This window comes from Shewanella oncorhynchi (genome assembly GCF_030848765.1).
Taxonomy (GTDB): Bacteria; Pseudomonadota; Gammaproteobacteria; order Enterobacterales; family Shewanellaceae; genus Shewanella; species Shewanella oncorhynchi.
In genome coordinates this window covers 1,623,449-1,648,700 of the sequence record NZ_CP132914.1, presented here as the reverse complement: position 1 = coordinate 1,648,700, position 25,252 = coordinate 1,623,449, and the positions used below count along the sequence as shown (strand labels likewise).

21 protein-coding genes are annotated in these 25,252 nt (G+C 43.1%); 3 read left to right on the top strand and 18 right to left on the bottom strand.

Annotated elements, in window-relative coordinates; translation table 11 throughout:
• Positions 1-83: 83 nt before the first annotated feature.
• A complete protein-coding gene (locus tag RA178_RS07500; RefSeq protein WP_306685042.1) occupies positions 84-2,570 on the bottom strand; it encodes an SLBB domain-containing protein in 2,487 nt (828 codons plus the stop codon).
• Between the two features lie 1,011 nt (positions 2,571-3,581).
• Complete coding sequence (gene rfaH, locus RA178_RS07495; protein ID WP_306685041.1) at positions 3,582-4,088, bottom strand: transcription/translation regulatory transformer protein RfaH; 507 nt, start codon at positions 4,086-4,088, stop codon at positions 3,582-3,584.
• A 472-nt stretch (positions 4,089-4,560) separates the two neighbouring features.
• Between rfaH and RA178_RS07490 the strand changes: the two genes are divergently transcribed.
• Entirely contained in the window at positions 4,561-6,066 is a 1,506-nt protein-coding gene (locus RA178_RS07490) for a peptide MFS transporter (RefSeq protein WP_028761163.1), read from the top strand.
• Positions 6,067-6,183: 117 nt separating this feature from the next.
• Here RA178_RS07490 and RA178_RS07485 read toward each other — a convergent pair whose 3' ends face one another.
• Together RA178_RS07485 and RA178_RS07480 are read right to left on the bottom strand one after the other, a co-directional pair.
• Positions 6,184-7,287 carry a response regulator gene (locus tag RA178_RS07485; protein ID WP_306685040.1) on the bottom strand — a complete coding sequence of 368 codons (1,104 nt, stop codon included), beginning with the start codon at positions 7,285-7,287 and terminating at the stop codon, positions 6,184-6,186.
• A 121-nt stretch (positions 7,288-7,408) separates the two neighbouring features.
• The gene (locus RA178_RS07480; RefSeq protein WP_306685039.1) at positions 7,409-8,194 is read right to left on the bottom strand and encodes an MlaA family lipoprotein; all 786 of its coding nucleotides are present in this window, start codon (positions 8,192-8,194) and stop codon (positions 7,409-7,411) included.
• 219 nt (positions 8,195-8,413) lie between these two features.
• Here RA178_RS07480 and RA178_RS07475 point away from each other — a divergent pair, with 219 nt between their 5' ends.
• Complete coding sequence (locus tag RA178_RS07475; RefSeq protein ID WP_306685038.1) at positions 8,414-10,321, top strand: hypothetical protein; 1,908 nt, start codon at positions 8,414-8,416, stop codon at positions 10,319-10,321.
• 61 nt (positions 10,322-10,382) lie between these two features.
• Positions 10,383-10,691 (top strand): EscU/YscU/HrcU family type III secretion system export apparatus switch protein, encoded by a 309-nt coding sequence (locus tag RA178_RS07470; protein WP_105251949.1) that lies wholly within the window; start codon positions 10,383-10,385, stop codon positions 10,689-10,691.
• Between the two features lie 53 nt (positions 10,692-10,744).
• Here RA178_RS07470 and RA178_RS07465 read toward each other — a convergent pair whose 3' ends face one another.
• The 14 genes from RA178_RS07465 to flhB all read right to left on the bottom strand — a co-directional run bounded on the left by RA178_RS07465 (position 10,745) and on the right by flhB (position 25,245).
• On the bottom strand, positions 10,745-11,143 hold the full coding sequence (locus RA178_RS07465) for a DUF2802 domain-containing protein (RefSeq protein ID WP_028761168.1): 399 nt from the start codon (positions 11,141-11,143) through the stop codon (positions 10,745-10,747).
• A gap of 230 nt (positions 11,144-11,373) precedes the next feature.
• Positions 11,374-11,868: a chemotaxis protein CheW gene (locus tag RA178_RS07460; RefSeq protein WP_006082380.1), complete on the bottom strand. Its 495-nt coding sequence runs from the start codon at positions 11,866-11,868 to the stop codon at positions 11,374-11,376.
• A 7-nt stretch (positions 11,869-11,875) separates the two neighbouring features.
• On the bottom strand, positions 11,876-12,871 hold the full coding sequence (locus RA178_RS07455) for a chemotaxis protein CheW (protein WP_168824448.1): 996 nt from the start codon (positions 12,869-12,871) through the stop codon (positions 11,876-11,878).
• Positions 12,855-13,646: a ParA family protein gene (locus RA178_RS07450; protein ID WP_028761170.1), complete on the bottom strand. Its 792-nt coding sequence runs from the start codon at positions 13,644-13,646 to the stop codon at positions 12,855-12,857. Before RA178_RS07450 ends, RA178_RS07455 begins: the two co-directional genes overlap by 17 nt.
• 70 nt (positions 13,647-13,716) lie before the next feature.
• Positions 13,717-14,238: a membrane anchored protein in chemotaxis locus gene (locus RA178_RS07445; RefSeq protein WP_105253086.1), complete on the bottom strand. Its 522-nt coding sequence runs from the start codon at positions 14,236-14,238 to the stop codon at positions 13,717-13,719.
• 13 nt (positions 14,239-14,251) lie between these two features.
• Positions 14,252-15,379 (bottom strand): protein-glutamate methylesterase/protein-glutamine glutaminase, encoded by a 1,128-nt coding sequence (locus tag RA178_RS07440; protein WP_212600925.1) that lies wholly within the window; start codon positions 15,377-15,379, stop codon positions 14,252-14,254.
• Positions 15,380-15,399: 20 nt separating this feature from the next.
• The gene (locus tag RA178_RS07435) at positions 15,400-17,649 is read right to left on the bottom strand and encodes a chemotaxis protein CheA (protein WP_306685037.1); all 2,250 of its coding nucleotides are present in this window, start codon (positions 17,647-17,649) and stop codon (positions 15,400-15,402) included.
• A gap of 15 nt (positions 17,650-17,664) precedes the next feature.
• Positions 17,665-18,402, bottom strand: a complete 738-nt coding sequence (locus tag RA178_RS07430; protein ID WP_028761174.1) for a protein phosphatase CheZ — start codon at positions 18,400-18,402, stop codon at positions 17,665-17,667.
• A 13-nt stretch (positions 18,403-18,415) separates the two neighbouring features.
• Positions 18,416-18,799: a chemotaxis response regulator CheY gene (cheY, locus tag RA178_RS07425; RefSeq protein WP_007649667.1), complete on the bottom strand. Its 384-nt coding sequence runs from the start codon at positions 18,797-18,799 to the stop codon at positions 18,416-18,418.
• Between the two features lie 47 nt (positions 18,800-18,846).
• Positions 18,847-19,560 carry an RNA polymerase sigma factor FliA gene (locus tag RA178_RS07420; protein ID WP_028761175.1) on the bottom strand — a complete coding sequence of 238 codons (714 nt, stop codon included), beginning with the start codon at positions 19,558-19,560 and terminating at the stop codon, positions 18,847-18,849.
• Positions 19,553-20,434 (bottom strand): MinD/ParA family protein, encoded by an 882-nt coding sequence (locus tag RA178_RS07415; protein WP_006082389.1) that lies wholly within the window; start codon positions 20,432-20,434, stop codon positions 19,553-19,555. The genes RA178_RS07420 and RA178_RS07415 overlap by 8 nt, the downstream gene beginning before the upstream one ends.
• Before the next feature lie 4 nt (positions 20,435-20,438).
• Positions 20,439-21,821 carry a flagellar biosynthesis GTPase FlhF gene (gene flhF / locus RA178_RS07410; protein WP_263139352.1) on the bottom strand — a complete coding sequence of 461 codons (1,383 nt, stop codon included), beginning with the start codon at positions 21,819-21,821 and terminating at the stop codon, positions 20,439-20,441.
• Positions 21,822-21,832: 11 nt separating this feature from the next.
• Positions 21,833-23,932, bottom strand: a complete 2,100-nt coding sequence (gene flhA / locus RA178_RS07405) for a flagellar biosynthesis protein FlhA (protein ID WP_263191064.1) — start codon at positions 23,930-23,932, stop codon at positions 21,833-21,835.
• Between the two features lie 182 nt (positions 23,933-24,114).
• The gene (gene flhB / locus RA178_RS07400) at positions 24,115-25,245 is read right to left on the bottom strand and encodes a flagellar biosynthesis protein FlhB (RefSeq protein ID WP_028761178.1); all 1,131 of its coding nucleotides are present in this window, start codon (positions 25,243-25,245) and stop codon (positions 24,115-24,117) included.
• Positions 25,246-25,252: the final 7 nt, after the last annotated feature.

Genomic DNA, 25,252 nt, shown 5'->3' with positions numbered 1-25,252 from the left:
TCTAGTACGCGGCGAGAGCGCTGCACTTCTATAAGGGCAAAGGCTAAAAGCAGAGCCGGCTACGCTCTGCTAGATTCTAGCGCCTAGAGCCCTGAGATTACAGACACTGCAACAGCAGTATTGTAGATAATGCCAGTGACTTGGCTCCAAAGCGTTAAGTTGTCTTTATATTCAGTATCTAATGGCACAACTATGGTATCGCCAGGTTCTATAGCACTGCCACCATTAAACCAGAAGGATGTGGTTGGCATTTCGACCGAGCCATCAGCCCTTAAAATATATGAGCGGGATTCATCGGCACGTTTACGTGCGCCACCAGATAATGCTAAATATTGGTCGAATGTTAAACCTTGTTTATATCTATGTGTGCTTGGGTGCTGTACTTGGCCCATGACTGACACAGTTTGATTAGTCGCAGGAATATACAACGCATCCTCATCTTCAAGCGTAAGGTTAGCACTATCGATACCCAGTTGGATTGCATTGATATCAACAACTAATCGACCGACAGTTTTAACATTTTCAAGCTGATTTAACATCAGCTGCGCATCGTTATAGCCAATGGTTGGTGTATCTTTTGTCAACGCTTTAGCGGCAATTTCACGGCGTAATTCATCAGCAAGTTTTGATAACTCAAGCTGCTCTTTATCTTTTACTGACTTACGTAAAAATACAGCACTGCGAGGAGCTGCATCGCTCGTCAAACCACCTGCGCGAGATATCACATCTTTCAAGCTTTCGCTACGCTGAATACTGTAAGTACCAGGAAACTTAACTTCACCCTTGATAGTCACCCAGCGAGTCTCCTGCCAATCAGGAAGCGTGCGAACAGTTAGGGTGTCACGGCTTTGAAGTATAACATTTGCAGTTGGTACATTTTGCATAACCTGATCTAAGCTTAACTGCATATGTTCAACCGATACACCGTTTTGCTCAGAAACATTTTGACGAGTCAATTCAGCCGAAAGTGTGTAGGCACCTTCTTCTAAACCACCAGCCGCAATGAGTAATTCTTTAACATCGCCATTAATAGTAATGGGGTATTGCCCAGGAAAACGCACATTTCCATTGATGCTGACTAACTTAGCGGCATCGCCGAAACGACTCTGCTCTCTCAGTTTTTTAACTATAGGTTTTAATAACTCTTCACGGTCTGCGTAATCAAAAACAATGATTGAATCACGCGGATTTAGCTTAGGATTATAATGTGATTTAGGTTCTGCTATCGCTCGCCCAAGCGCAATACGTTCCACTTGAATATCACCGCGTTGATTTATTTCACGGACAAGTAAGGAATAATCCAAATCAGCGGATATGGTTAGATCCCCCCAAACTGAAGGGAGTAAATCGGCAACAGTTAAACCTTTAGTCCATTGATATTTGCCTGGACGAACAACAGCACCAGCCAAAGTAATCGCATTATCAATACGGCTAGAGGCTGACCTGACGTTTAGTAGGTCGCCATTTTTAACTAAGGTGTTTAAACCACCATTTTCTGTTAAATCAACACTTACTACAGTTTTAACTGATTCGTTACTATAACGTTCGACTGTGCTGGCTTTTGGATAAGCGCCCGGATTTAAACCACTGGCCATGCGAATAACATCAGCCATGGTTTCATTATTTTTAAGTTCATATATAGCAGGACGACGAACTTCACCAATCACGCTAACTGAACCACCTGATGATGGAATAAAAACCACATCACCTGATTGCAAGCGAATATCACCTGATGCATCACCACGCAGAAGTAAATCATAGAGATCTAGGCGACCTACTGTTTTACCTGCTCGTTTAATTTGTATGTCACGCAAGCTACCAATTTGATTCACACCACCGGAAATAAATAATGCTTGAGTGATCGTCGATAAACTAGAAACAGTGTAGGAGCCTGGTTGAAAAGCATCACCAGCAACAAAGATACGAATTGACCGTAATTCGCCCATTGTTATATTTGACTCTATGCCAATCATACTTTGGCTAATTTTTTGCTGTAACAATTCGCGTACTTCAGAAAAACTCAAACCAACAAGCGATATTGGCCCTAAACCCGGAAATTGAATTGCTCCATCACGACCAACGGTTAGCGTGTATTGGTTATTCTCTTTACCAAACAACTGAACATTTAAGCTATCACCGGGACCAATCATGTACTCAGCAGGCACTGGCACATCGCTAACTGGTGCAAAAGTGCTTGGCGAACCCGCAAAGAGATCGTAACCAAAACGCTTTAATTGATTTTCTTTTTTGTCTTCAATAGCTTCAACCTTGTCCGCCGATTTAGTGGCCTGATTTAGCTGGTCATTATCAGACTGGTCAACTACATCATTATTGGCAGCACGTGGGGTCACCACAGTTGGATTTTCAACTACTGGTTGAGCAGCTGAACCACCAGTAATCATTGAAGGGTCAACGCCATATTGACGTGCTAGCCTTTCTTGTTCTGACTTAGGTAAAGCTTTGAACTGCTCGATCATCTGTGGAGATGGCGTAATGGCATTAGCCTGCGCGCCCATCAAAATCGCGGCACTTATGCCTAGTATGATGAATTTTTTGACTTGTCGTAGCACCAGATATCTCCGTTTATAAAAATGAGTCAAAGCTTATTATTGGATTTTTAGAGGTAAAACCTGAGTTTCACATTCAAACACTCGGCAATCAAACGCCATTTAGAGTGTACAAAAAACTAACGATTATTTGGGGTAAATGTTGGATTGTTTACATCATCAAGCAGCTACGGTTAATCATATCATGGCTGAATAAAGGTAAAATTGGGCATATTAATAGCTATTGAGGCTCCCTGCATTACCCATTTAATAAAGTAAATGAAGAAACTGTTTTTCGATAAATATCCCTATATACCTGCCCGTTCCGTATCCATACCTCTCGTTCGAGGGATCAACCTGCGGTTTCTCACCTTTCAGACACGCTACCGATCCGCGTGGCGGCCCGAGGCCTTCGGCGTCCGCTTAACGAATGAAACTTTTCATTCGATGCCTTTCAGACACGCTACCGCCCATAGATTGCGGCTTCTATATTGCCCTTCGCGACGCGAAAACTCATATTTTTCATGTAATAAAACCTCATCATTCTTTATAAAAAGAATTACAAGGCTCCAATCCATTTGAATTTCTAGCGAGTGATATCACCACTCTTGTGGGAAAAACACGCCAAATTATTAATTAGAACAAGACTATCGCAGCCTAAACCCAATAGTCACCTAAACGTTAATGCAGGCCTTAAGCAGCTAAGTTTGCGCATCAACTAAAGATTCATTTTTAACAACATACCAATGACGTTAAGAAGGATAAACGACAATCTTAAAGTCTGGTTACATAAGTTTACTTCAAACCCGAAAGCTTGACTGGTTAATTAACAAGCAATTGCAAGTCAATGTTTCAAATTTTAGAGATAAATTAAAATCTTAATGATTTGAATTTTGTAAAAATCCATAAAAACCTTATTATTTAATAACTTAACAAAACGTTATCCATCTCTGGCAAAAAGCCTTAATAATAAGAATAGTCAATTTCCTACAAATATTTCATCTTAATTCTTACAATGAAACTTGTGTCAATTAGTTAACTACAAACTCTTTCAACCGTTTGCTCAGGTACAGTAACCGTCTTTATCTGCCCCATAATGTTAAAAAGAACATGGCAACGTTTATTTGGGCATTTTTCTTGAAAAATGCCTTCGAGATCAACAAAGGGCCCATCTGTAAAACGAATTTTTTCCCCCGTTTTTAGCTCTAATTCTTCGTCTAATACTGTTTGGGAAGGCGTTAGTTCTTTCATGCGAATGGCATGGATAATTCTGTCGTCAATGGGCGTCATTTTCTCTTGACAATTAACGATTCGATTCACACCACGAGTAGAATGGACCTGCCTGACACTTGTCTGGCTTGGGTCAAAATTGATGAATAAATAATTTGGAAATAGTGGTACACGACAAACTTGTTTGCGCCCGCGCTGAGATTTCTCTTCAGAGACCATAGGCAAATACGTCTCTAAATTTTGAAGTGCTAAGTTTTGTTGTGCTCTCGCTTCACTACGAGGTTTACAATACAAAAGGTACCATGCCTTCATAAGCTAATCTCACTACCCTATAAATAAGTGATGTCCATTCACGGGTCGCAATCATAGCAAAGATGCTCAAGTCGGTGGAAGTAATTTTTCGACTATTCCAGTCTCTCGCTCGGTATGCATACAATGACGCTCACATTAACTAATTCATAATTAAAATCACAACACTATACTGCTGATAATGTCACCACTTAGCTTACCAAAATTGACTTTGGTTGCTTTTAAGGGGTATATAAGGTGGGATTTTAGCGAAAATACTCATTTTACTGCTAAACACATTACTTTTATTATAAGAACGTAACAATAACCCATACGTAACTAGCGGTTAATCAACAATTAATGAATGCTATAGCGGAAATTAATGGTTGATTAAACCTGCAGGCGATATTGGGACGAGCAACAACCATTTTTCTGTGGTGACATCATCCTGTTTCAGGGGCCCACAGGCAATCACGAGCTTAAGGTGGAAGACTTCATGAGCGTAGCAAAACCACAAGGAACGATGCTTGGGCATCCCAAGGGATTGTTCTTGCTGTTTACAACAGAACTTTGGGAACGATTTAGTTATTATGCAATGCGTGCCATTTTGGTGCTGTATTTAGTTGATCAGGTGGGTAAACAAGGCGGTGGCGGCTTAGGATTTAGCCAAGCTGACGCTTTATCCTTATATGGTACTTTTACTGCGTTAGTGTATTTAACGCCGCTGATTGGTGGTTGGTTAGCTGATAATTTTCTGGGTCAGCGCAAAGCCATTTATTTTGGTGGTGCGTTAATGGCGGCTGGCCAATTTATGCTAGCTGCGCCTCATGCTTGGTTTCCTGGTATTGAAACGACCATTTTTTATATCGGTCTAGGTACACTCATTCTGGGTAATGGTTTGTTTAAGCCGAACATTTCCACAATGGTGGGCGATCTCTACGAGGAAGGTGATCACCGTCGCGATGGTGCATTTACTATTTTCTATATGGGAATCAATTTAGGTGCGGCATTATCCGGCTTTATTGTTGCTTGGGCTTATACTAGCTTTGGCCACACTGAAATGGTTAATGGCCAAGAGGTTTTTGTTAATAACTGGCAGGCAGGTTTCTTCTGTGCTGGTATTGGTATGCTGCTGTCGCTGGTGATTCAATTTTTATTTGCTCAAAAACTGTTAGGTAACATTGGTACCGTGCCAGCGGCCAAGCTAGAACGTGAACGCCAGGCTAAGCTAGGCAATACCCGTAAAGAACCACTTACTAAAATTGAGCGTGATCGTCTCAAGGTAATTATGGTGCTGGGTTTGTTCACTATTATTTTCTGGGCGGGGTTTGAACAAGCGGGCGGGTTAATGAACTTATTTACCAATGAGTTTACTGACCGTTACATAGGAACTTGGGAAGTGCCCACGACTTATTTCCAATCGCTAAACGCTATTTTTATTGTGTTATTTGCCCCTGTAATTGCTTCAATATGGATCCGTTTAGGTAAAAATGAACCTAACTCGCCAGTGAAATTTGCCTTAGGTTTGTTCTTATTGGCGATTGGCTTCTTGTTCATGATTGGCGCTGTGGTTGAGATGGGTAGCGATCCTACTGCTAAATCAAGCATGTGGTGGTTAGTGGGTGCTTATTTCTTCCATACTATGGGTGAATTATGTTTGTCACCTATTGGCTTGTCTATGGTAACTAAGCTAGCACCACTGCGTATTGCCTCTTTGATGATGGGCGCTTGGTTCCTGTTTATTGCGATGGCGAACAAGGTTGCTGGGGTCGTAGGTTCTTTGATTGGTCACGGTGGTGGCAAAGAGGAGCAACTTGCTAATGCTATGTCAATTTTTGCCGGTATCGCGATTACAGCGGCTCTGTCTGGCGTGATCCTGTATTTTATGGCTGACAAATTAGTCGATTGGATGCATGGCGCAGAAACCAAGCATCATACTGAAGCCGAAGCCTTAGAAAGTGAAATTGCAGTGACGGCTGAACATGAAGCTATAAAACGTTAATTATCCTGTTCAACTGTTTTTGACTGTTAAAACAAAACGCCTTACTCGCAAGAGTAAGGCGTTTTTGTTAAGTCAGCTATTCGGTTATATACTCAATTTCGCCAAAGCGTCAAAAAACTAAAGGCTTAACTGTAGAAAACCACCTGCGGGTAGCGTTGCATCATAGACTAAGCCCTTAAACTTGTTATCAAGTAAAGCTTGTTTATGCTCAGGCTCACTTGTCGCAATACACAACTGTTCTTGCGGTAAAATACTGCGAAACTGAATGCTCGGTTTACCCCAATCTAGCACACCAAGCTGCAGACTCTCAGACAGTGCTAACGGGCTTAATCCCTCGTCATTACGCAGATAACAACGCAACCCCTTACCCGCCTGTGCAATAGCAGCACGGTGCTTAGTTAGCTCAATGGCAACATAAATCATATCGGCTTTAATATCGAGACCAGATTTCACTAAACGCTCGTTCAAATAGCTCATCATGTTAAAGGGTTCAATAATGCTTTGACTCTGACCATTCCTAAAATCTTTAAGCTTCTGATTAACAAAACTTCTAAGCAGAACGCAGGCAAACGCGGCTCGATTATCCTCAGGATACAAATGGGCCATGTACATAATCAGGTGATCACTGCCAACCATAGTTGAATCAATGAAATAACTGCTTATATCGCTATTTTTATAAAGGCTATAGTCAACCTTGGCTGCCGGATAACTAATATTTGAAGCGGGAAAGAGTTGTTGCTGAACTTGTTTTGCCGCAGCAACACTTTGCTCAAGCAATGCTAGATTATCACTTAATTCTTGGTGGGATAGCGCGTCAAAATCTGCGGCTTGAGTATCATCAATGTAGGAACTATGAAGGCTTTGTTTAATGGCTTGTTCAATAATAAATAAATCAGATACTGGCTTAACGAGATAATCACTTGCGCCAATGCGTAAGGCTTCTACGACGTCAGCCATGACATTATTACCCGAGATCACAATAGAAGGCACTAAAGGCGCTAACCTTGTCATTTCCTTAAGCATATCGAGCCCACCGAGCTTAGGCATACTCAAGTCTGCAAGAACAATATCGAAGCGCTGCGATTTAAAAACTGACAATCCTTGTTCACCATCACAGGCTTGTGTGACTTGCGCGCCTCTGCTATCGAGAAAGCTTGCAACAATCTGTCTAAACACGGGGTCATCTTCAACTAAAAGAACCGCAACACCATTTAACGCCATAAAGGTTCCCGAATAAAGTTCATCGCATAGCCATTACTCAAGTGAATATGCCAATAACAAAATTTAACAAGGCTAGCATTTGATGACTAAAGACAAATGCTGTCAAGTACGGCCAATTGGGTTACTCAAGCTCCTGCATATACTGATCGAGCAACTCATCATCATCTTGCTTTTGAGGGACATTACCATCATAGACTTTATAGTCCATGTGCTGTAAATATGCATCTTTGACAAAGGCATAGGGATCGAGTGCATTATCAACAAGTCGCTCTTGATCGATCGCTGATGCTCTAGAATGAAGGTTTTTAAGTCCCCATTTAACAATGGATTGCCACATTGTTAACTCAGACAATGGGAAGTATAGACCATCAACCCAATCAGACGCGAGTTCTCGCATAACATAAGGACCCGCAAATGGCGCCATGAAGTAAGGTCCATTAGGCACCCCATAATAACCCAGCACTTCATTAAACTCATCTTGCTTGCGGCTCATACCCATCATGTCAGCAACATCAATGACACCTAATAAGCCGACAGTAGAATTGATTGTAAAGCGTCCACCAGCATTAGCCGCCCAGCCCCACTTGCCCTGCAGCACATTGTTTACTAAGCTGCTAGGTTCCTCTAAATTCTGCACAAAGTTATTGATACCTGTTTTAGCAGGTGTAGGAATATAATCGTTATAACCATGGGCTACAGGACGATATAAATATCTATCTAGGTAGAGATAGTTGAAGTCCCACATAGCTCGGTTAAAGCCTTCGAACGGGTCGCGGGGATCATCATAGGTAATTTGTACCTTAGCAGGTGTTTCCTGCTGAATGGTATCTGATAGGGATACTTCAGCCGATTGCACTTTAGGCAACAGCATTAACCCCAAAGATAATCCCATCCATTTTAACTTCATATCGCTCTCTTAATATAAATGTACAGTTTAGACATCAAATTTTCGCTAAAGTGACAATACAAAAATGACGATATAAAGATAATTCGTCTTAGTGGCATACTATCCAGTATGACAGTTCCTTTGTCACAAGGCGCATAAGCATACTTGGCAAAAAAAATTGGTCAATTGTTAATTTTACTAAACGAATGTATCGCAGGATAAACTATATAAGGTCATTAAATGGAGTCTATTCCACTTGTCAGCAGTCAAAATTCGCAGTTACACACTGCGATGGCTAACACTGATGCCCTCAATGCTACTCCACGTCCCATTCTAGCTCAGGTACAAACATCACCTGAGGGAGATATTATTATTCTAAACGGTACAGAATATAATTTAAAGCTAGTTAATGCTCAACAGCGGCAAATATTGTTGACTGCTAATAGCTTTTTAGTCACGCCCAATGTGCAGAACAGCTCAACTCCAACTACGATAGTGCAAAACTCAACTAGCCAACTGCTTGCATTAGCTACACCTCTCGTACTGAAAATTCCTGAGGCAGTGATCAATCTTGCGCAACAAAATGGCATCTCTCAGACGCAGCTTTCAACGCTCGCGGCTCGCACACAGGGCTATCCATTACCCAACGTCACTATAGTTAACAAGGAGTTTCAATTTGCTAATGGTACCGTTGTAGCACAAGATCCTGGACCCCAGCTGAATCAAGGTGAATTCATCGCGAAAATAGCCTTTCAACAAGGGCGCCCTATTTTATTACTCACCCCAATACAGAGCAAACTCGAAATCATAATTGGGACGCCAGTAAATGAAACTCAGGTTCCCACAAATAAACCATCTTCTGATCTTGTGATCGCGAAAATTGAACCAGCCCAGATCATTGCGTCCTTTCTAAAAAAACTCGAAAATATCAACTTTCTACCTGAGCCCACAAAACAAATTGTCACGGCCAAAGTCGATATAATGCAGCTTCAAAGTAAAGTAGATGTTCCATCAGCGCCTACTGCGACTGGCTCACAGAATATCTCTAACGCGCAAGTCATAACGCCAACAACTAAAGATCTAGGTCAGATCAGCACCCAAAACTCAGCCCTTGAAAATCGGCTTGTGGGTCAATCGCCGGCATCACAAATGGGTGAAAACGTAAATAGCAAAAACGGGTTACCTCAAAGCTCAAAAACGTCACAAGAAATCCTAAGTGTGAGTCCTACAGACATAAACAAACTTAAGAATATTTTAGGATCCAGTAACCAAAAGAGTGAACAACAAGGCAATGATGCTAAGACTGACACTTCGATAAACGTAGCTGATGTCTTACAAAAAGCGTTCAATAAAGCGGGGGCACTTCCTATTGAGCTATCTCGTTCTAATAGCAACTCGAATTTAGCATCTGAGTTATTGAAACTCCTACCGCATTTAGGGCTACCACCACTGAGCCAATTAAATGATATTGATGAGCTCAAAGCCAATATTCTCGGTCTAGCGAGTCTAAATCTTGCTACGCCTCAATCAAATCAAGCCTCTATGCTCATGAATGGGAGTGCAATTACCTCACTTTTTCAGCTGCTACTTGGCTTTAAAACCAATAACAATTCGAATTCCGTTAGCAAAAAGCTTGCCGACTACCTTGAGCAGTTACAAGCTAAAGTGGGCTTCTCCACTAAACTACTTGGGCAACTGAGCAAAGCAGGAGGCCTTGATAGCATGGGACTATTAGCCTCTAACCTGCATTTATACCAACAGGCAAGTAATGAGAGCGCAGGCAATTTAGTGTGGTTCTTCGCCCTGCCCTATGGCATTAACCAACGACAGGAGCAACTGGAAGGGAAATTTGAGCAAGAAGCCGATCCTGATGACCCAGATAAAAAAATGGGATGGCGTTTACAACTGAAGTTTAATCTAGCACAAGGACCTCTGCTGATTTCAGCCCAAAACCACAATCAACAATTAGATATCCAGTTTAAAGGCAATAGTCAGATACTACTTAATAAGGTTAATAACTTTTTAACGCCCTTAAGCCAAAAACTATCACAACTGGGTTTTACGCCTGGAGAACTATCAACTCAAATAGCGCAAGTACCAGCAACCTTATTACCTGGTGATCATTTCCTCGTAAAGACAAAAGCTTAATGAGTGACAATGTTCCAACACTAATATTGAGTTCATTATACAAAACATTGGAAATAACGATATGAACGAAGAGAGTGAACCTAAACAAGCTGTCGCACTGAGCTACGATGGCCGTAACGCTCCTAAAATAGTCGCGACTGGTGAAGGGCTTATCGCAGAAGAAATTATTGCCTTAGCTAAGGCTAACGGCGTTTATATCCATCAAGATCCCCATCTGAGCCATTTTTTGCAATTGCTAGAGTTAGGAGAGGAAATTCCCAAGGAGCTTTACCTGCTTATCGCCGAACTGATTGCATTTGTGTATATGCTCGACGGTAAATTTCCTGAGCAATGGAATAATATGCATAAAAAAATTGTCGAGAAGGCATAAAATAAAAAAGCTAATTCAGAAAAATTAGCTTTTAGTGTTCAATTGGCTACTGATTACTTACGATGCAGACGGATCAACAGCTCGGCTTCAGCTTTAGGTAATTCGCATTCCTTAATCAATTCGTCGACGCCAGCACCAAGCGCGACCATCTTCATGGCTCGAGTATAAAGTTTTGCCTGTGGATCCTGTTGAGTCGTCTCTTCAATCCGTTCAGACTGTTGCAGTATGCGTTTTTCTAATTCAATAACACGACGGCCTACACCGATTGTGCCACTGCGTAATTCTTGCAATTCGCGTTTAAAAGACTCTCGCTGCCGATCGCCCTCTTTAACTAACACAGTCAATGCCTCAACTTTGCTTCTTAATTTACTCAATTGCTTTTGTAAAAAGAGTACTAACCCTAAGCATGCGATGACATAGACTAACGCTGCGATCAAAAATTCATCGCCCATCAAAAATCCTTATACTCACTCAAAGCCATAGATTAGGAGCTGGCTTACAATTGAGTTATCTATTCCAAAGTGCTCACTTAACGTCACCAATATAATTGGCCATTGTTCAAGCTATAATAAAAAGACTTCGTCTATCCATAAATCGTAAATACTCAACATCATCGATTTATTCGCAAATAAACAAAATGGCTGAATGAATTCTAATCATTCAGCCTTATCACACTCATTGATTAGATCTGAGTCAACTCAGCCCATTCTTCATCGGACAATAATTTGTCGAGATCAACTAAGATAAGTAATTCATTGTCGCGATTGCTCACGCCTTGAATAAACTTAGCACTCTCTTCCGTTCCAACATTAGGCGCATTGTCAATTTCAGAGCGGCGCAAATAAACCACTTCTGCAACACTATCAACTAAGATACCAATGACCTGCTTTTCAGCTTCGATGATAACGATTCGGGTTGAATCATCAACTTCAGCAGACTGCAATCCAAAACGTGAGCGGGTATCAATTACAGTGACAACATTACCACGTAAGTTAATGATGCCTAGAACATAATAGGGGGCACCAGGTACGGGGGCAATTTCAGTATAACGCAGCACTTCCTGCACTTGCATTACGTTGATACCGTAAGTTTCATGGTCCAACTTAAAGGTAACCCATTGTAATACTGCATCATCTTTACTTGCAGCGACTGCTGCTACATTTCTTGTATCTTTCATGTTTACCTCAACCAATTGAGTCCTGACAACCTAAACCCGCATTAAGCATTTCAACTAAGGCTTGTACGTGCAAAATGCCACACATCTGTTCTTTCACTACACCCGCTAACCAAGGGCGTTTACCCGCTTGACTACGCCAGTTGACTTGCGATTTATTAATTTTTACCGCATTGACCAAGGACTCACAAGTCAATCCCCAGTTACTGCCTTCTAATAATACAAGATATTGATAATTTACTGATTGCGCCAGTTTATCTGTGTATTTTTCTGGCATAACCCACGCACAAGTATCAACAATGTTCAATTGCTCCTCCCTATGCGTCTGTACACCAAGAAACCATGCGGGTCGACCAAAGATGTGGTTTATCCGCTCAACTTTTACTATTCCGCCTAAACTCACCAAAGGCACAGCCAATGTCAGCCCTGCTACTTTAAAGAATAGTACCTGAAACTCATCATCGAGCACTTCTTGCAAATCTTTTGTCACACTAGGAGGCGTAATGCCAACTTGTGTTTCTGGCACAACCACTGGCTCAACGATTTCATCAACAACGGTTTCATTAACAACAGGCTGAGCTTGTGGTACTTCTACCACAACAGGTTGAACATCAATAGGTGGCGCTATCTCTACTGAAGGTGGTATCGGTTCTAACCTTGCAGTCTTTAGTACTGGCGCTAGTAATTTCTCTAACGCTTGCTTATTCACTTGAGCTACAACCTGGCTTACCGGAGCAACAAACTCATGTTGTCTTGGCGCCGCTTTTGGCTGCAACTGCGCAGTAGGCGTTATGGCCTTCTCTACATTCTGCGGTGCGGCAGTGCGACCATTTTCAGCCAAAATTGCCGCATCGAGCAATGCTGCCTCCGTTTGATTAACGGCAACATTTTGATTTGAGTCTGCTTTTACAATGCTTTGAGGGGAAACAATCTGGTTTGGACTGTCGTCTTCCTGCAGCAATAATGCGAAAAAATCAAAAACAGTTTCATCAACCGATTTTGACATGGCCAAACTCCCCAACTAATAAGAAATCTAATAATCTTTCATAGGCTTTAACGCCGCGGCAACCACTCGCATAATGCGATGCTGGTAAATGTGCCAAACTGGCATCTCTAAACTTAGTGTCTACTGGAATAACGTCTTTCCACAAAGTATCACTGTATTCGGCACCAAGAACTTGCAAAGCCGCAGGTGATGCTTTGGTGCGTTTATCATACATGGTAGGCACAACAGTGTAACTGTAGCGCGTCTTCTTAGATCGCCCCATTAACTCCATTGTTTTAATCATCCGCTCTAGCCCTTTAATGGCAAGAAACTCCGTCTGCACAGGAATAATGATATGCTGACTTGCCGCAAGCGCATTGACCATTAATACCCCGAGTACGGGTGGGCAATCAACGATAGCAACATCATAATCATCAGCAACCAGTGCTAATAAATTACGTAGTACTAATCCCATTCCCTCTTGATGACCTAAGGCTCTGTCTAAGGTAGCCAATGCCATAGTTGCAGGTAATAAATCCAAACCATCGACTAAGGTTGGCACTACATGGGATAAAACGAGTTCCTTAGAAAGGTTTTTATGGGCAAGAAAAACATCAAACAACGAGCCTGGAACCTCTTCAGAATCAATACCTAAGTAATAACCTAACGAAGCATGTGGATCGGTATCTATCATAAGAACACGCTTGCCACGCTTAGCTAATGTTCCCGCTAAACTCGCTACCGTCGTGGTTTTACCTACGCCACCTTTTTGATTCGCTATGGTCCAGACTTTCAAGAAGTGACCCCTACCTATACTGGTTAATATGCTAATGAACTAGAAAATTGTGAGTTCACAAATTCTAAAATTACTGCTCTTTTCTGGTCGTGACTCGAATGCCGCCATTGGGCAAACTAATCACTTTGACACCATCGGCATTCTCAGATATCACCACTGGCAGCATCTCTGCATTTTGGGGGGCAATTGTCTGAGAAACAGCTTTAACCTCTTTTTCTGGCGCTTGAAGCTGTTTAGGAATAGAGGATTCCAGATTAGTTTTTTCCTTCGCCGTATCTATTTCAGTATCTGGTTTGCCCAGCAAAGGCGGAATGCTATTTTGTACCGGCTCAGGACCAATCGCTACAGCCTTCTGCTCACCAGGAGCCGCTAATTGCAACATTGCTTTAGTCTGATCGGGATGAGACGCTAACCAAGTTGCAATGGCCTCAGCCTGTTCGTCAGGTACCATTAACAGCACCTGAGTCGATTCCAAACGTTTTACATCCGCCTGCAGTAAACTATTCTTACGCTTGTAATCAAGGCTTAAGGCACCAAGAACCAAAATGGCTATGCCCATCAACAAGATGATGAGCACACTATTTGTGCTCATCGGATATTGATTTTTAGACACGAACAGACTCTTTTAAAATACATTCGGCCATGTTGTCTAAGGCTATCGACTGGGTGGCAATCCCTGCACTCGCAACGGCTTGTGGCATACCATAAACCACACAACTGGCTTCATCTTGCGCCCAAATGGTAGCGCCTACAGCTTTCAACATACGTGCGCCTTCTCTGCCATCCGCCCCCATGCCAGTTAATACAACAGCAAGCACATCACCACTAAAGGCTTTAGAAGCAGAAGCAAAGGTGATATCCACACAGGGCTTATAATTCATATCAGCACTGCCTGCGATAACTTTTAATCGGCCACTTGCTCCAGTACGTTCAACCATCATTTGCATACCACCCGGCGCTAAATATGCACAACCCGGTTTAAGAAGATCGCCATTAGCGGCCTCTTTTACTTCAATCTTACATAAGCCATTTAAACGACTCGCAAATGCAGGGGTAAAGGCAGCAGGCATATGCTGGATTAATAAAATGGGATGCGGATAGTTTGCCGGAAACTGCGTGAGTATTTTTTGCAGCGCAACCGGACCACCAGTAGATGTACCGATCAGCAATAATTTATACTGCTTACCACTTGCACGAATCGTCGTTGCCGTTGAGGTTCTAACAGGAGCTGCGACAGGCGTATGAGCCGATATACTCGTTGTACCTAAAACGCTACCAGTTGGACGCACGCTAGGTGTTGGCGCGACCACAGGACGTGCAATCGGACGAAACATTCTGCGTCGTCCCAATGCCTTAACTCTTTGTTGCAACAATAAAATGGCATCATCTTTGTTGGTCGCAATATCTTCAAAACGTTTAGGTAGAAAATCTAATGCACCAGCATCTAAAGCGTCTAACGTTGCTTTAGCGCCATCATGGGTTAAAGAAGAAAACATCAAGATCGGAGTCGGACACTTAGCCATGATTTCACGTACAGCAGTAATACCATCCATGACAGGCATCTCAATATCCATAGTGATAACTTGGGGATTAAGTTCAGCAGCCAACTTCACCGCTTCGGCCCCATTTGAGGCCGTCGCGATAACTTCCAGTTCAGGATCTTGATTGACTATTTCACTAACACGTCGTCTGAAAAAACTTGAGTCATCAACGACTAATACTTTAATGGCCATTCCATTCCTTAGCTTGGAAACTAATTCTTACTTTTCGCATAATGCTTTAGCAATCCAGGAACATCTAAGATCAGTGCAATACCACCATCCGATGTAATTGTCGCACCAGCCATCCCAGGAGTGCCATGTAACATAGCGCCAAGAGGTTTAATAACAACCTCTTCTTGTCCTATTAAGGCATCCACTACAAAACCAATTTGCATCATGCCTAATTGCACGATAACCACATGACCATGCTTTTTATCGCCATGTTTAAAGGTCGTTTTGTTTCTATGTAGCCAGTGTTCCAAATAGAACAAAGGTACGGCCTTATTACGCACTATGACAGTCAGTTGCCCATCAACAATATTGGTTTTTGTGAGATCGAGATGGAAAATCTCATTCACGCTAGATAGAGGTAATGCGAACACTTGTTTAGCGACATCGACCATTAAGGTTGGCATAATCGCCAGTGTTAGCGGTACTTTAATCTCAAGTATCGTTCCCTTACCTTTCATGGAATCAATATGTACAGTGCCATTCAGCTGAGTGATACGAGTTTTTACCACGTCCATCCCAACACCACGGCCTGAAATATCTGAAATCTCAACTTTAGTTGAAAAACCTGGTGCAAAAATCAAATTATAGGCTTCGCTATCTGTCATCCGCGAAGCAGAATCTTCATCGAGCACACCACGATTTATGGCGATTTTTTTGAGTTTTTCAGGATCCATGCCTGCGCCATCGTCTTCGATTTTCAGCAGTATATGGTCGCCTTCCTGACTTGCAGATAAGGTAATCGTTCCCGTTCTTGGCTTACCACTAGCTTCACGCTCGTTTGGCATCTCGATACCATGGTCCACAGAGTTACGCACTAAGTGGACGAGTGGATCGGCAAGCGCTTCAACGAGGTTTTTATCTAAGTCAGTTTCTTCACCGACCATGATCAAATCAATTTCTTTGTTTAGTGTACGAGCAAGATCACGTACCACCCGAGGGAAACGACCAAACACTTTCTTGATCGGTTGCATACGGGTTTTCATCACAGCGCCTTGCAAATCGGCAGTAACGAGATCTAAGTTCGCGAGAGCTTTCGACATCTCCTCATCATCACGACTGATGCCTAAGCTCACCAATCGATTACGCACTAACACTAACTCACCCACCATATTCATGATCTGGTCGAGTCGTGCAGTATCTACACGTACCGTTGTTTCACCCTGAGGCACATTCGCAGAGCTAGCCTTAGCAGGTGCTTTATCGACAACCGCAATTTCCACCTTAGGTTTTGCAGCAACGACTGGGGCAGGAGCTAGTACTGCGGCTTTTACTGGCGCAGGAGCATGTGGTGCAGCAGTAGGTGCTACAGTCGAAACAGGGGGCGTAGGCGCTTTTACTTCAGCTTTCGCAGGTGCTCCGCCTTTCCCATGGAGTTCATCGAGTAATCGCTCAAACTCATCATCGGTAATTTCATCAGCATCTACAATCGGTTGAGGTGCAGGTGTTGCCACAACCTTAGGCTTAACAGGCACTTCAGCCTCAGCTTTAAATTTACCTGAGCCATGAAGTTCATCCAGTAACGCCTCGAACTCATCATCAGTGATATCATCACCTGATGTTGAAGGCGTTTTAATTGGTGCAGCAGGCTTTGCAGCAACTGGCTCAGATACAAATGTGGTAGCAGCGACCGCAGGTCCCTTTCCTGAACCATGAAGCGCATCCAATAAAGCTTCAAATTCAGCATCATTGATATCATCGATACTTGAAGACGTATTTTCAATGGAAGATGAGTTATCACTTATGTCAGCAGGGATTTCTTGAAGGGTAGGAGTATCAATAATGACTTCAACAACATGTTCTGGCTCTACAACCTTGGCAGAAGCGACTTCAGATGGCAAAGGCACACCTGAACTGAGCATTTTAAGTCTCGCTAACAAACCTGAATCGGCGGGATCTTGTTGCTCGCCCTGCTGGGTTTGCGCAAACATGGTATTAATTGCATCAACAGCCTGCAAAATAATATCCATCAACTCTGCGTTAACGCTACGCTTGCCTGTCCGCAATAAATCGAAGGTATTCTCAGCCTCATGACAAACATCAACCATGGGAGTTAAGCTAAGAAAGCCAGCACCACCTTTAACGGTATGAAAACCTCGGAAAATGGCGTTCAGCAAGTTAGTATCATCAGGATTATTTTCAAGCGCAACGAGTTGCTCTTGCAGAAGCTCTAAAATTTCACCGGCTTCGATTAAAAAGTCCTGGAGTATCTCTTCATCTACATCAAAGGCCATCAAATTGACTCCCAGTTAGAAACCCAGACTCGATAGAAGATCATCCACTTCGTCTTGACCCGTTACCACATCTTGACGAAGCTCGGCATTCATTATCGGGCCTTCTGCTTCAATATTATTTTTCTGAGCAATCTGACTTTCAATCATAGGTTGCTCACCAAATACCGTCAGCATAGAAACCAGATTACTTTCTACTTCCATTACTAGATCAATAACACGACGTATTATTTGTCCTGTTAAGTCTTGAAAATCTTGCGCCATCAAAATTTGATTAAGCAATTCACGTAATCGAGTCGAGTCATTTGCACTACGAGACATAAGGTCTTGTACATCGTGACAAAGGCCCTTAAATTCAGTCAGCGCTATCTCGCGTCGCATTAATCTGTCCCAAGATGGCATGACATTTTGAATATTTACGGTCACGGCATTAGCCAAAGGTAAACATTCTTCAACCGCATCCATGGTTTTATTTGCAGCTTGTTCGGTCATGTCAATAACGTAATTTAAACGTTGCTTGGCATCGGGGATCTCTGTATTGGCTAATTCAGCAAGACGATTATCAACTTGAAAATCCATCAGCGCACTATGAAGTTGCCGAGTTAATTTACCTACTTCTTCGAATAATTCTCGTTGCAGTGGAGCAGCAAGCTCCCGAAATAAATCATCTGCCTGACTTTGCTCACCTGCACTTAATAATTCAACTAAATGCTGAGCTTGCTCGAGCGTGATGAGCCCTGATGTTTGTGACTTCATAGCTCATCCTTGCTCAAGCGAGTCGTTCGAATATTTTATCTAACTTCTCTTTCAGCGTTGCAGCGGTAAAAGGCTTAACCACATAACCATTCACTCCCGCTTGAGCGGCAGCAATAATCTGTTCACGTTTTGCTTCAGCAGTTACCATTAATACGGGTAAATGCTTTAGCGAATCATCAGCGCGAATTGCTTTTAACAGATCGATTCCTTGCATACCAGGCATATTCCAATCTGTAACAACAAAATCAAAATCCCCCTTTTGCAACATCGGCAGGGCTGTTGAGCCATCGTCTGCTTCTTGGGTGTTATTAAACCCCAAGTCTCGCAACAAGTTCTTGATGATACGCCTCATTGTCGAAAAATCGTCAACAATGAGAATCTTCATATTCTTGTCCAAGGTTTCCTCCGGTGAGCTGACATTCTGTGCTCGATTAATAATTATACTTATGTCCAGTGCTTGAGTTTAGCTTTCAATCGCAACATTGCCTGACTTAATATCTGGCTAACCCGCGATTCACTGACTTCAAGAATGGCGCCAATCTCTTTTAAATTCAATGCTTCATCGTAGTACAGGGATAACACTAATGCATCTCTTTCAGGCAATAATTTAATTGCCTCAACCAGAGCAGAATGAAATTGGTTCTCAGCTAATGCTTCAAATGAATCATCATCGGACCGATCACTCACTGTAAGTATATCCTGAGATACGCCTAAATCTTCTATCCCTATGATTTTTCCGACAGAAACATCGTTAAGAATATGATGGTACTCATCGAGCGTCATATCAAGTTTTTCTGCAATTTCTGTGTCGCGTGCATCACGGCCCAGTTCTTGCTCTAACTCATCAATAGCGTGTGCAACCTTACGATTGTTACGATGAACGGAACGAGGGACCCAGTCGCCACGACGAATTTCATCTAACATGGCTCCACGTATGCGTATGCCGGCGAAGGTTTCAAATTTCGCACCCTTGCCACCATCAAACTTGGATGATGCTTCTAGTAACCCCATCATCCCAGCTTGGAGTAAATCATCTAACTGCACAGATGCAGGTAGTCTGGCGAGTAAATGATGCGCAATTCTTTTAACCAACGGAGCATACTGTTCAACGATCGACGATTTATTGTCTAAACAAGTATACGCAGCGGCTTTATTCACTCGTTTTTTCCTCTTGAAAATCTGGTCGTTGTACTAAACGCTCAACGAAAAACTCCAAATGCCCACCAGGTTGCTGCGGCACAGGCCAGCTCAAAATTTTATTTGCCAATCCTTGATACGCAATCGCCGCTGGTGATTTAGGATAAGCTTCAACCACCAATTTTTGTTTACGAACTGATTTACGTAAGTTTTCGTCAAATGGAATCGTGGCGACTAATTCAAGTGCAACATCTAAAAATCTGTCGGTCACTTTACTGAGTTTAGCAAATAATTCCATACCTTCGCGTAAACTACGCACCATATTGGCAACTATTTTAAAACGGAACACGCCATGCTCACGGCTGAGAATTTTAATCAGGGCGTAGGCATCGGTAATCGAAGTGGGTTCATCACAAACAACGACTAGCACATCCTGCGAAGCACGTGAGAAACTGAGCACCATATCTGAGATCCCAGCAGCAGTATCTACGACTAGAATATCAAACTGAGTCCGCATCTCACTAAATGCACGGATTAATCCAGCATGTTGCGCAGGGCTTAATTCCACCATCCCCTGTGTTCCTGAGGTGGCTGGTACTATGCCTATCCCCTTAGGACCACGAACGATAATATCGTCAAGCTCTGCATCACCAGAGAGAACATGAGAGAGGTTACGCTCGGCACGAATACCCAGCATGACGTCGACGTTTGCTAAGCCAAGGTCAGCGTCAAGTACCAAGACACGCTTGCCTTTTTCGGCTAATGCCACAGCAGTATTAATAGAAACGCTGGTTTTACCCACGCCTCCTTTGCCACCAGTGACCGCGATTACTTTCACTTTTTCGTTATAGGGTTGATTCATCATACGTAAACCACTTGCTTGATCCAGGGTCATAAATCTACTCAAATGCACAGGCCATATTATCTGACCACGCTGTGTCTTGTAATGATTGTTGTTCTGTACTATCTAACGCTGCGAGTGCCTGCTGGGCTAAATCTAGGGTATCCGCAACTTTCATATCTTCAGGAACTCTTTGTCCATCAGTAATATAACTTAATGGTAATCCGTTTTGGATCAACACACTTAATGCCCCTGCTAACGACACAGATTCATCGAGTTTTGTGAGAACGACACCAGATAGGGGAATGCGTTTAAAATGATTGACTGCATCTTGCAGCACACGGCGCTGCCCTGTCGCAGACAGTACCAGATAACTGCGGATAGGTATCCTGCTATTTGCAGTTAAATTATCAAGTTGCTGGTAAAGGCGCATATCTCGCTGTCCCATGCCAGCCGTATCTATCAATACTAGCTTGCGATTCCTAAACTGATAGAGAATTTGCTCTAATTCATTTAGATCATGAGCTTGCTTTACTGGGCAGCCCATTATTTTGCCATAAGTTGCTAATTGCTCATAGGCTCCGATGCGATAATGATCTGTGGTAATTAAAGCAACATGTTCAGCACCATGATGTGCCGCAAAACGGGCAGCAAGTTTAGCTAATGACGTTGTTTTACCAACCCCAGTAGGACCAACTAATGCAACCACTCCGCCCTGCTTAACAATGTCATCGCCCTGATTATCAAGCATATTCGCAAGACTTTGTGGTAATGCTCTGACTAATTCAGCTGGCGTATAATGCTGGCTCAGCGCGGCTAATTTATTCGCAACCGCAGGGGAGAATTCAGCCTCAAGCAATTTGGCTTCGAGCATAGCACCGACGGGATCGATGCGTTTTTTATGTTCCGTCATCAAGGAGGATACTTGATGTGTCAGTAAATTACGCAGTGATGCTAATTCATCCCGCATAGCCTCAATATCAGCACTTTGTTTCTGTGATGTTTGTGGCTTTTTATCAAACGAGGAAGGTGCTTCACGACGTTCTGGTTTCACAGCAGTAGGGGCTTGTAAGCCCTTAGCCCATGCTGGTAACTCGGCATCAACTTGCTGATGTGACATTTGTTGATTCAAACGGCTTTGCTGCTTCTCAAGTAAGGCTTGTAATGAGTCTGCTGGTGCGGCTGGCTTAGCGCGAGTTTCTACACGGACTGGCTGCTTAGCACCTAGGGACACGAGATCGTCGCTCACGTCCATAAAGGTCGGTGCTGGCGCAGTGGCTGCAGTTTTCGATTTAGGTTCGTCATAGTCAACGGCAGCGACAATTTCGATGCCACCGTTCACTTTTTTATTTGACATAATGACGGCATCTGAGCCGAGTGTTTCTTTCACTTGGGCCAGTGCGGCGCGCATGTCTTTGGCAAAAAATCGTTTAATCTTCACTTATGCGTCCTCTACTGGCCGACTGCAGATACGATACGTATTTGCTTCTCATCAGGTATTTCTTGATATGAAATGACTCTGAGATTAGGAATAGTATGTTTAACAAAGCGTGACAGCGTCGCGCGTAACATACCTGACGTCAACAATATGGCGGGTTGTCCGACCATTTCTTGCTTTTGAGCCGCATCGGCAAGGGACTGCTGCATGCGTTCTGCAAGACCGGGTTCAATATTAGGACCATCGCCACCGGTTGCTTGCATTGACTGATGCAACATCTGTTCCAACTCTGGCGCCAAAGTAATGACGGGGATTTCGAGCTCTGGGCCTGAGATTTCCTGAACTATCATACGTTTCAAAGCGATACGTACAGCGGCAGTCAAGACTTCAGTGTCATTGCTCTTAGTGCCATATTCTAACAAAGTTTGCACTATAGTACGCAAGTCTCTAACTGAAACCCCTTCATTTAATAGGTTCTGCATCACTTTTACGACATGTCCTAGTGGCATGATATCTGGAATAAAGCCATCAACCAGCTTAGGTGAGTGTTTCGCAAGCATATCCATCAGTTGTTGCACTTCTTCGTAGCCTAACAACTTAGCGGCATTATTTGTGAGTAATTGACTAATATGAGTTGCAACAACAGTGGCGGCATCGACGACGGTATAACCTAATGTTTGTGCGTGCTCACGTAACTCAGGAGCGATCCATACCGCTTCCAGGCCAAAAGCGGGATCGCGCGTTTCGATACCATCGAGTTTGCCATAGACTTGACCAGGGTTGATCGCCAATTCGCAATCATGACGAATATCTGCCTCTCCGACGACGACGCCCATTAATGAAATGCGATACGCATTAGGCGATAAATCTAAGTTATCGCGAATATGCACCGCGGGCACTAAGAAGCCTAGTTCCTGAGACAACTTTTTACGCACGCCTTTAATGCGGCTTAGTAACTCGCCACCTTGGCCCTTGTCTACCAGAGGGATCAAACGATATCCAACCTCAAGACCAATAGTATCAACATGATGTACATCGTCCCAACCTAGCTCTTTAGGCTCTTTATCTTGTCTTTCTATTGGACCCGATTTCACTTGTTCTAGCGCTTTAAGACGTTTGTTTTCATTTCGTTTATAAACAAAATAAGCTGCACCAGCAGTCATAAAGGCAAAGCTTAAAAACGCCATGTGCGGCATACCAGGAACAATACCCATTACAAACAGGACTCCGGCGGCGATACCCAATGACTTATGACTGTCAAACATCTGACTCATCATCATTTGGCCCATATCACCCGACTCGTTTTGACGAGTCACCATCAAGGCCGCGGCAATTGACAATAATAGACCAGGGATCTGCGCCACTAAACCATCACCGATAGTCAGTAAGGTATAAATTTCAACCGCTTCAGAGAAACTTAAGCCATGCTGCACAATCCCTATGATGAAACCACCTACGATGTTGATCACTAAGATCATGATACCGGCAATCGCATCCCCTTTAACGAATTTGGACGCACCGTCCATCGCACCATAGAAATCGGCTTCACGGGTCACTTCAGCACGGCGTAATCTCGCTTGGTCTTGGTTTAAGGTTCCGGCATTTAAATCGGCATCGATTGCCATTTGCTTACCAGGCATAGCATCCAAGGTAAAACGGGCGCTAACTTCTGCGATACGACCTGCACCTTTAGTCACCACCGCAAAGTTGATGATAATCAAAATGATAAATACCACTAGACCAACGGCATAGTTACCACCGATCACCACAGAACCGAAGGCTTCAATCACCTTACCCGCGGCATCACCGCCATTATGACCCTCAAGTAAAACCACACGAGTAGAGGCAACGTTGAGCGCAAGACGTAATAACGTCGCCACCAGTAACACAGTTGGGAAGGCAGCAAAATCTAAGGGTCTATCAGTATAAATAGCCACCAGTAATACGATGAGAGCTAACGCAATGTTGAATGAAAAGAGTATGTCTAATAGAAATGGAGGGATAGGTAAAACAATCATGGCCAATGCAGCAAGCACAACCACCGGCGTGCCAATGCCTTTAAAAGTGCTGAGCCTAATTTGTTTTACTTGACCAAGAGTCGCTTTAACATCCATTCGCTATAACCTAAACTTTGACGTGTAATAGCATAAAGCAAAAAACGCGCCAACAAGATTAAAGCCATTAATGAAGGAAAAATATGCACTGTGACTGATTGATATACATAAAATTAACCATAAAAAACAAATGAACTCGACATCATCAGCTTTACCAATGACTACCATCTGAGACTAGTGGTTCAATATTTCAATTCATCTGGTATAGGTTGATTGAGTGGGACAGGAATAGGTTTACGACCGCGTCCTTTTTGATATTGGCGCAGCTGGAATACATAAGCCAAAATCTGTGCGACAGCAGTAAACAAACCTTCAGGGATCTGCTGGTCTAACTTAGTCGTATGATAAATAGCCCTTGCAAGTGGTGGGGCCGAGACAATCGCAATATTGTGCGCGCGGGCAATCTCACGTATTTTAAAAGCCACATCATCAACACCTTTCGCTATCACAAAGGGAGCCGCAGAGCGCTGCACATCGTATTTAATCGCAACAGCAAAATGCTCAGGGTTAACGACAATCACATCGGCATTTGGCACTTCAGCCATCATACGCCTTTGTGCTAGTTCACGTTGCATCTGCCGTATATGCCCTTTCACCTCAGGTTTACCCTCAGTATCTTTATATTCATCTTTTACTTCTTGTTTGGTCATCTTAAGTTGCTTGTTGTGATTCCAAATTTGGAACGGCACATCGATGACGACAATAAACAAAATCGAGGAACATAACAGGATAAACATCCAAACCAACAAATCTAATGCATGGTAAACATTACCTGGAAGATGGTCGCTAGACAGCAACATGATGTCATTGAAATAGAAGCTTAATAAAAAATAAGCAGAAAACGCTACTACCGAAAATTTTGCAATGCCTTTGGTGAGTTCAACCAGAGCCTGTACGCCAAACATGCGTTTAAAACCAGCAAGGGGACTCATTTTACTGGCTTTTGGCATCATAGCTTGGGTCGAAAAATTGATCCCTCCAAGAGAGACGTTACCGATAAACGCAACAACCACAATCAGTAGCATAATTTTAGCCATGGGCCAGGCTATTTCACTCGCAACAACGCCCCACACTTTGAACATTTCATTCGTATCAAAAATTTGCGCCCTATCCATGGTAAATACAATTTCAAACACCCGAGTTAGGCTAATGGCCAAACTTGGGCCTAGCATATAAAACCCACATGCTGCCGAAATTAATACCGCTGCAGTTCCAAGTTCTTTCGAACGTGCAATCTGTCCTTTTGTTCGCGCCTGTTCTAGACGCCTCCCCGTGGGTTCCTCTGTACGTTCATCACTTGATTCTTCAGCCATGGGCTTC

Excerpts from the sequence above, each read along its gene's own strand:
- rfaH (WP_306685041.1), bottom strand. The coding sequence starts at position 4,088 with ATGAAGGCATGGTACCTTTTGTATTGTAAACCTCGTAGTGAAGCGAGA.
- RA178_RS07490 (WP_028761163.1), top strand. The coding sequence starts at position 4,561 with ATGAGCGTAGCAAAACCACAAGGAACGATGCTTGGGCATCCCAAGGGA.
- RA178_RS07485 (WP_306685040.1), bottom strand. The coding sequence starts at position 7,287 with ATGGCGTTAAATGGTGTTGCGGTTCTTTTAGTTGAAGATGACCCCGTG.
- RA178_RS07480 (WP_306685039.1), bottom strand. The coding sequence starts at position 8,194 with ATGAAGTTAAAATGGATGGGATTATCTTTGGGGTTAATGCTGTTGCCT.
- RA178_RS07475 (WP_306685038.1), top strand. The coding sequence starts at position 8,414 with ATGGAGTCTATTCCACTTGTCAGCAGTCAAAATTCGCAGTTACACACT.
- RA178_RS07470 (WP_105251949.1), top strand. The coding sequence starts at position 10,383 with ATGAACGAAGAGAGTGAACCTAAACAAGCTGTCGCACTGAGCTACGAT.
- RA178_RS07465 (WP_028761168.1), bottom strand. The coding sequence starts at position 11,143 with ATGGGCGATGAATTTTTGATCGCAGCGTTAGTCTATGTCATCGCATGC.
- RA178_RS07460 (WP_006082380.1), bottom strand. The coding sequence starts at position 11,868 with ATGAAAGATACAAGAAATGTAGCAGCAGTCGCTGCAAGTAAAGATGAT.
- RA178_RS07455 (WP_168824448.1), bottom strand. The coding sequence starts at position 12,871 with ATGTCAAAATCGGTTGATGAAACTGTTTTTGATTTTTTCGCATTATTG.
- RA178_RS07445 (WP_105253086.1), bottom strand. The coding sequence starts at position 14,238 with ATGAGCACAAATAGTGTGCTCATCATCTTGTTGATGGGCATAGCCATT.
- RA178_RS07440 (WP_212600925.1), bottom strand. The coding sequence starts at position 15,379 with ATGGCCATTAAAGTATTAGTCGTTGATGACTCAAGTTTTTTCAGACGA.
- RA178_RS07435 (WP_306685037.1), bottom strand. The coding sequence starts at position 17,649 with ATGGCCTTTGATGTAGATGAAGAGATACTCCAGGACTTTTTAATCGAA.
- RA178_RS07430 (WP_028761174.1), bottom strand. The coding sequence starts at position 18,402 with ATGAAGTCACAAACATCAGGGCTCATCACGCTCGAGCAAGCTCAGCAT.
- RA178_RS07415 (WP_006082389.1), bottom strand. The coding sequence starts at position 20,434 with ATGACCCTGGATCAAGCAAGTGGTTTACGTATGATGAATCAACCCTAT.
- flhA (WP_263191064.1), bottom strand. The coding sequence starts at position 23,932 with ATGGATGTTAAAGCGACTCTTGGTCAAGTAAAACAAATTAGGCTCAGC.
- flhB (WP_028761178.1), bottom strand. The coding sequence starts at position 25,245 with ATGGCTGAAGAATCAAGTGATGAACGTACAGAGGAACCCACGGGGAGG.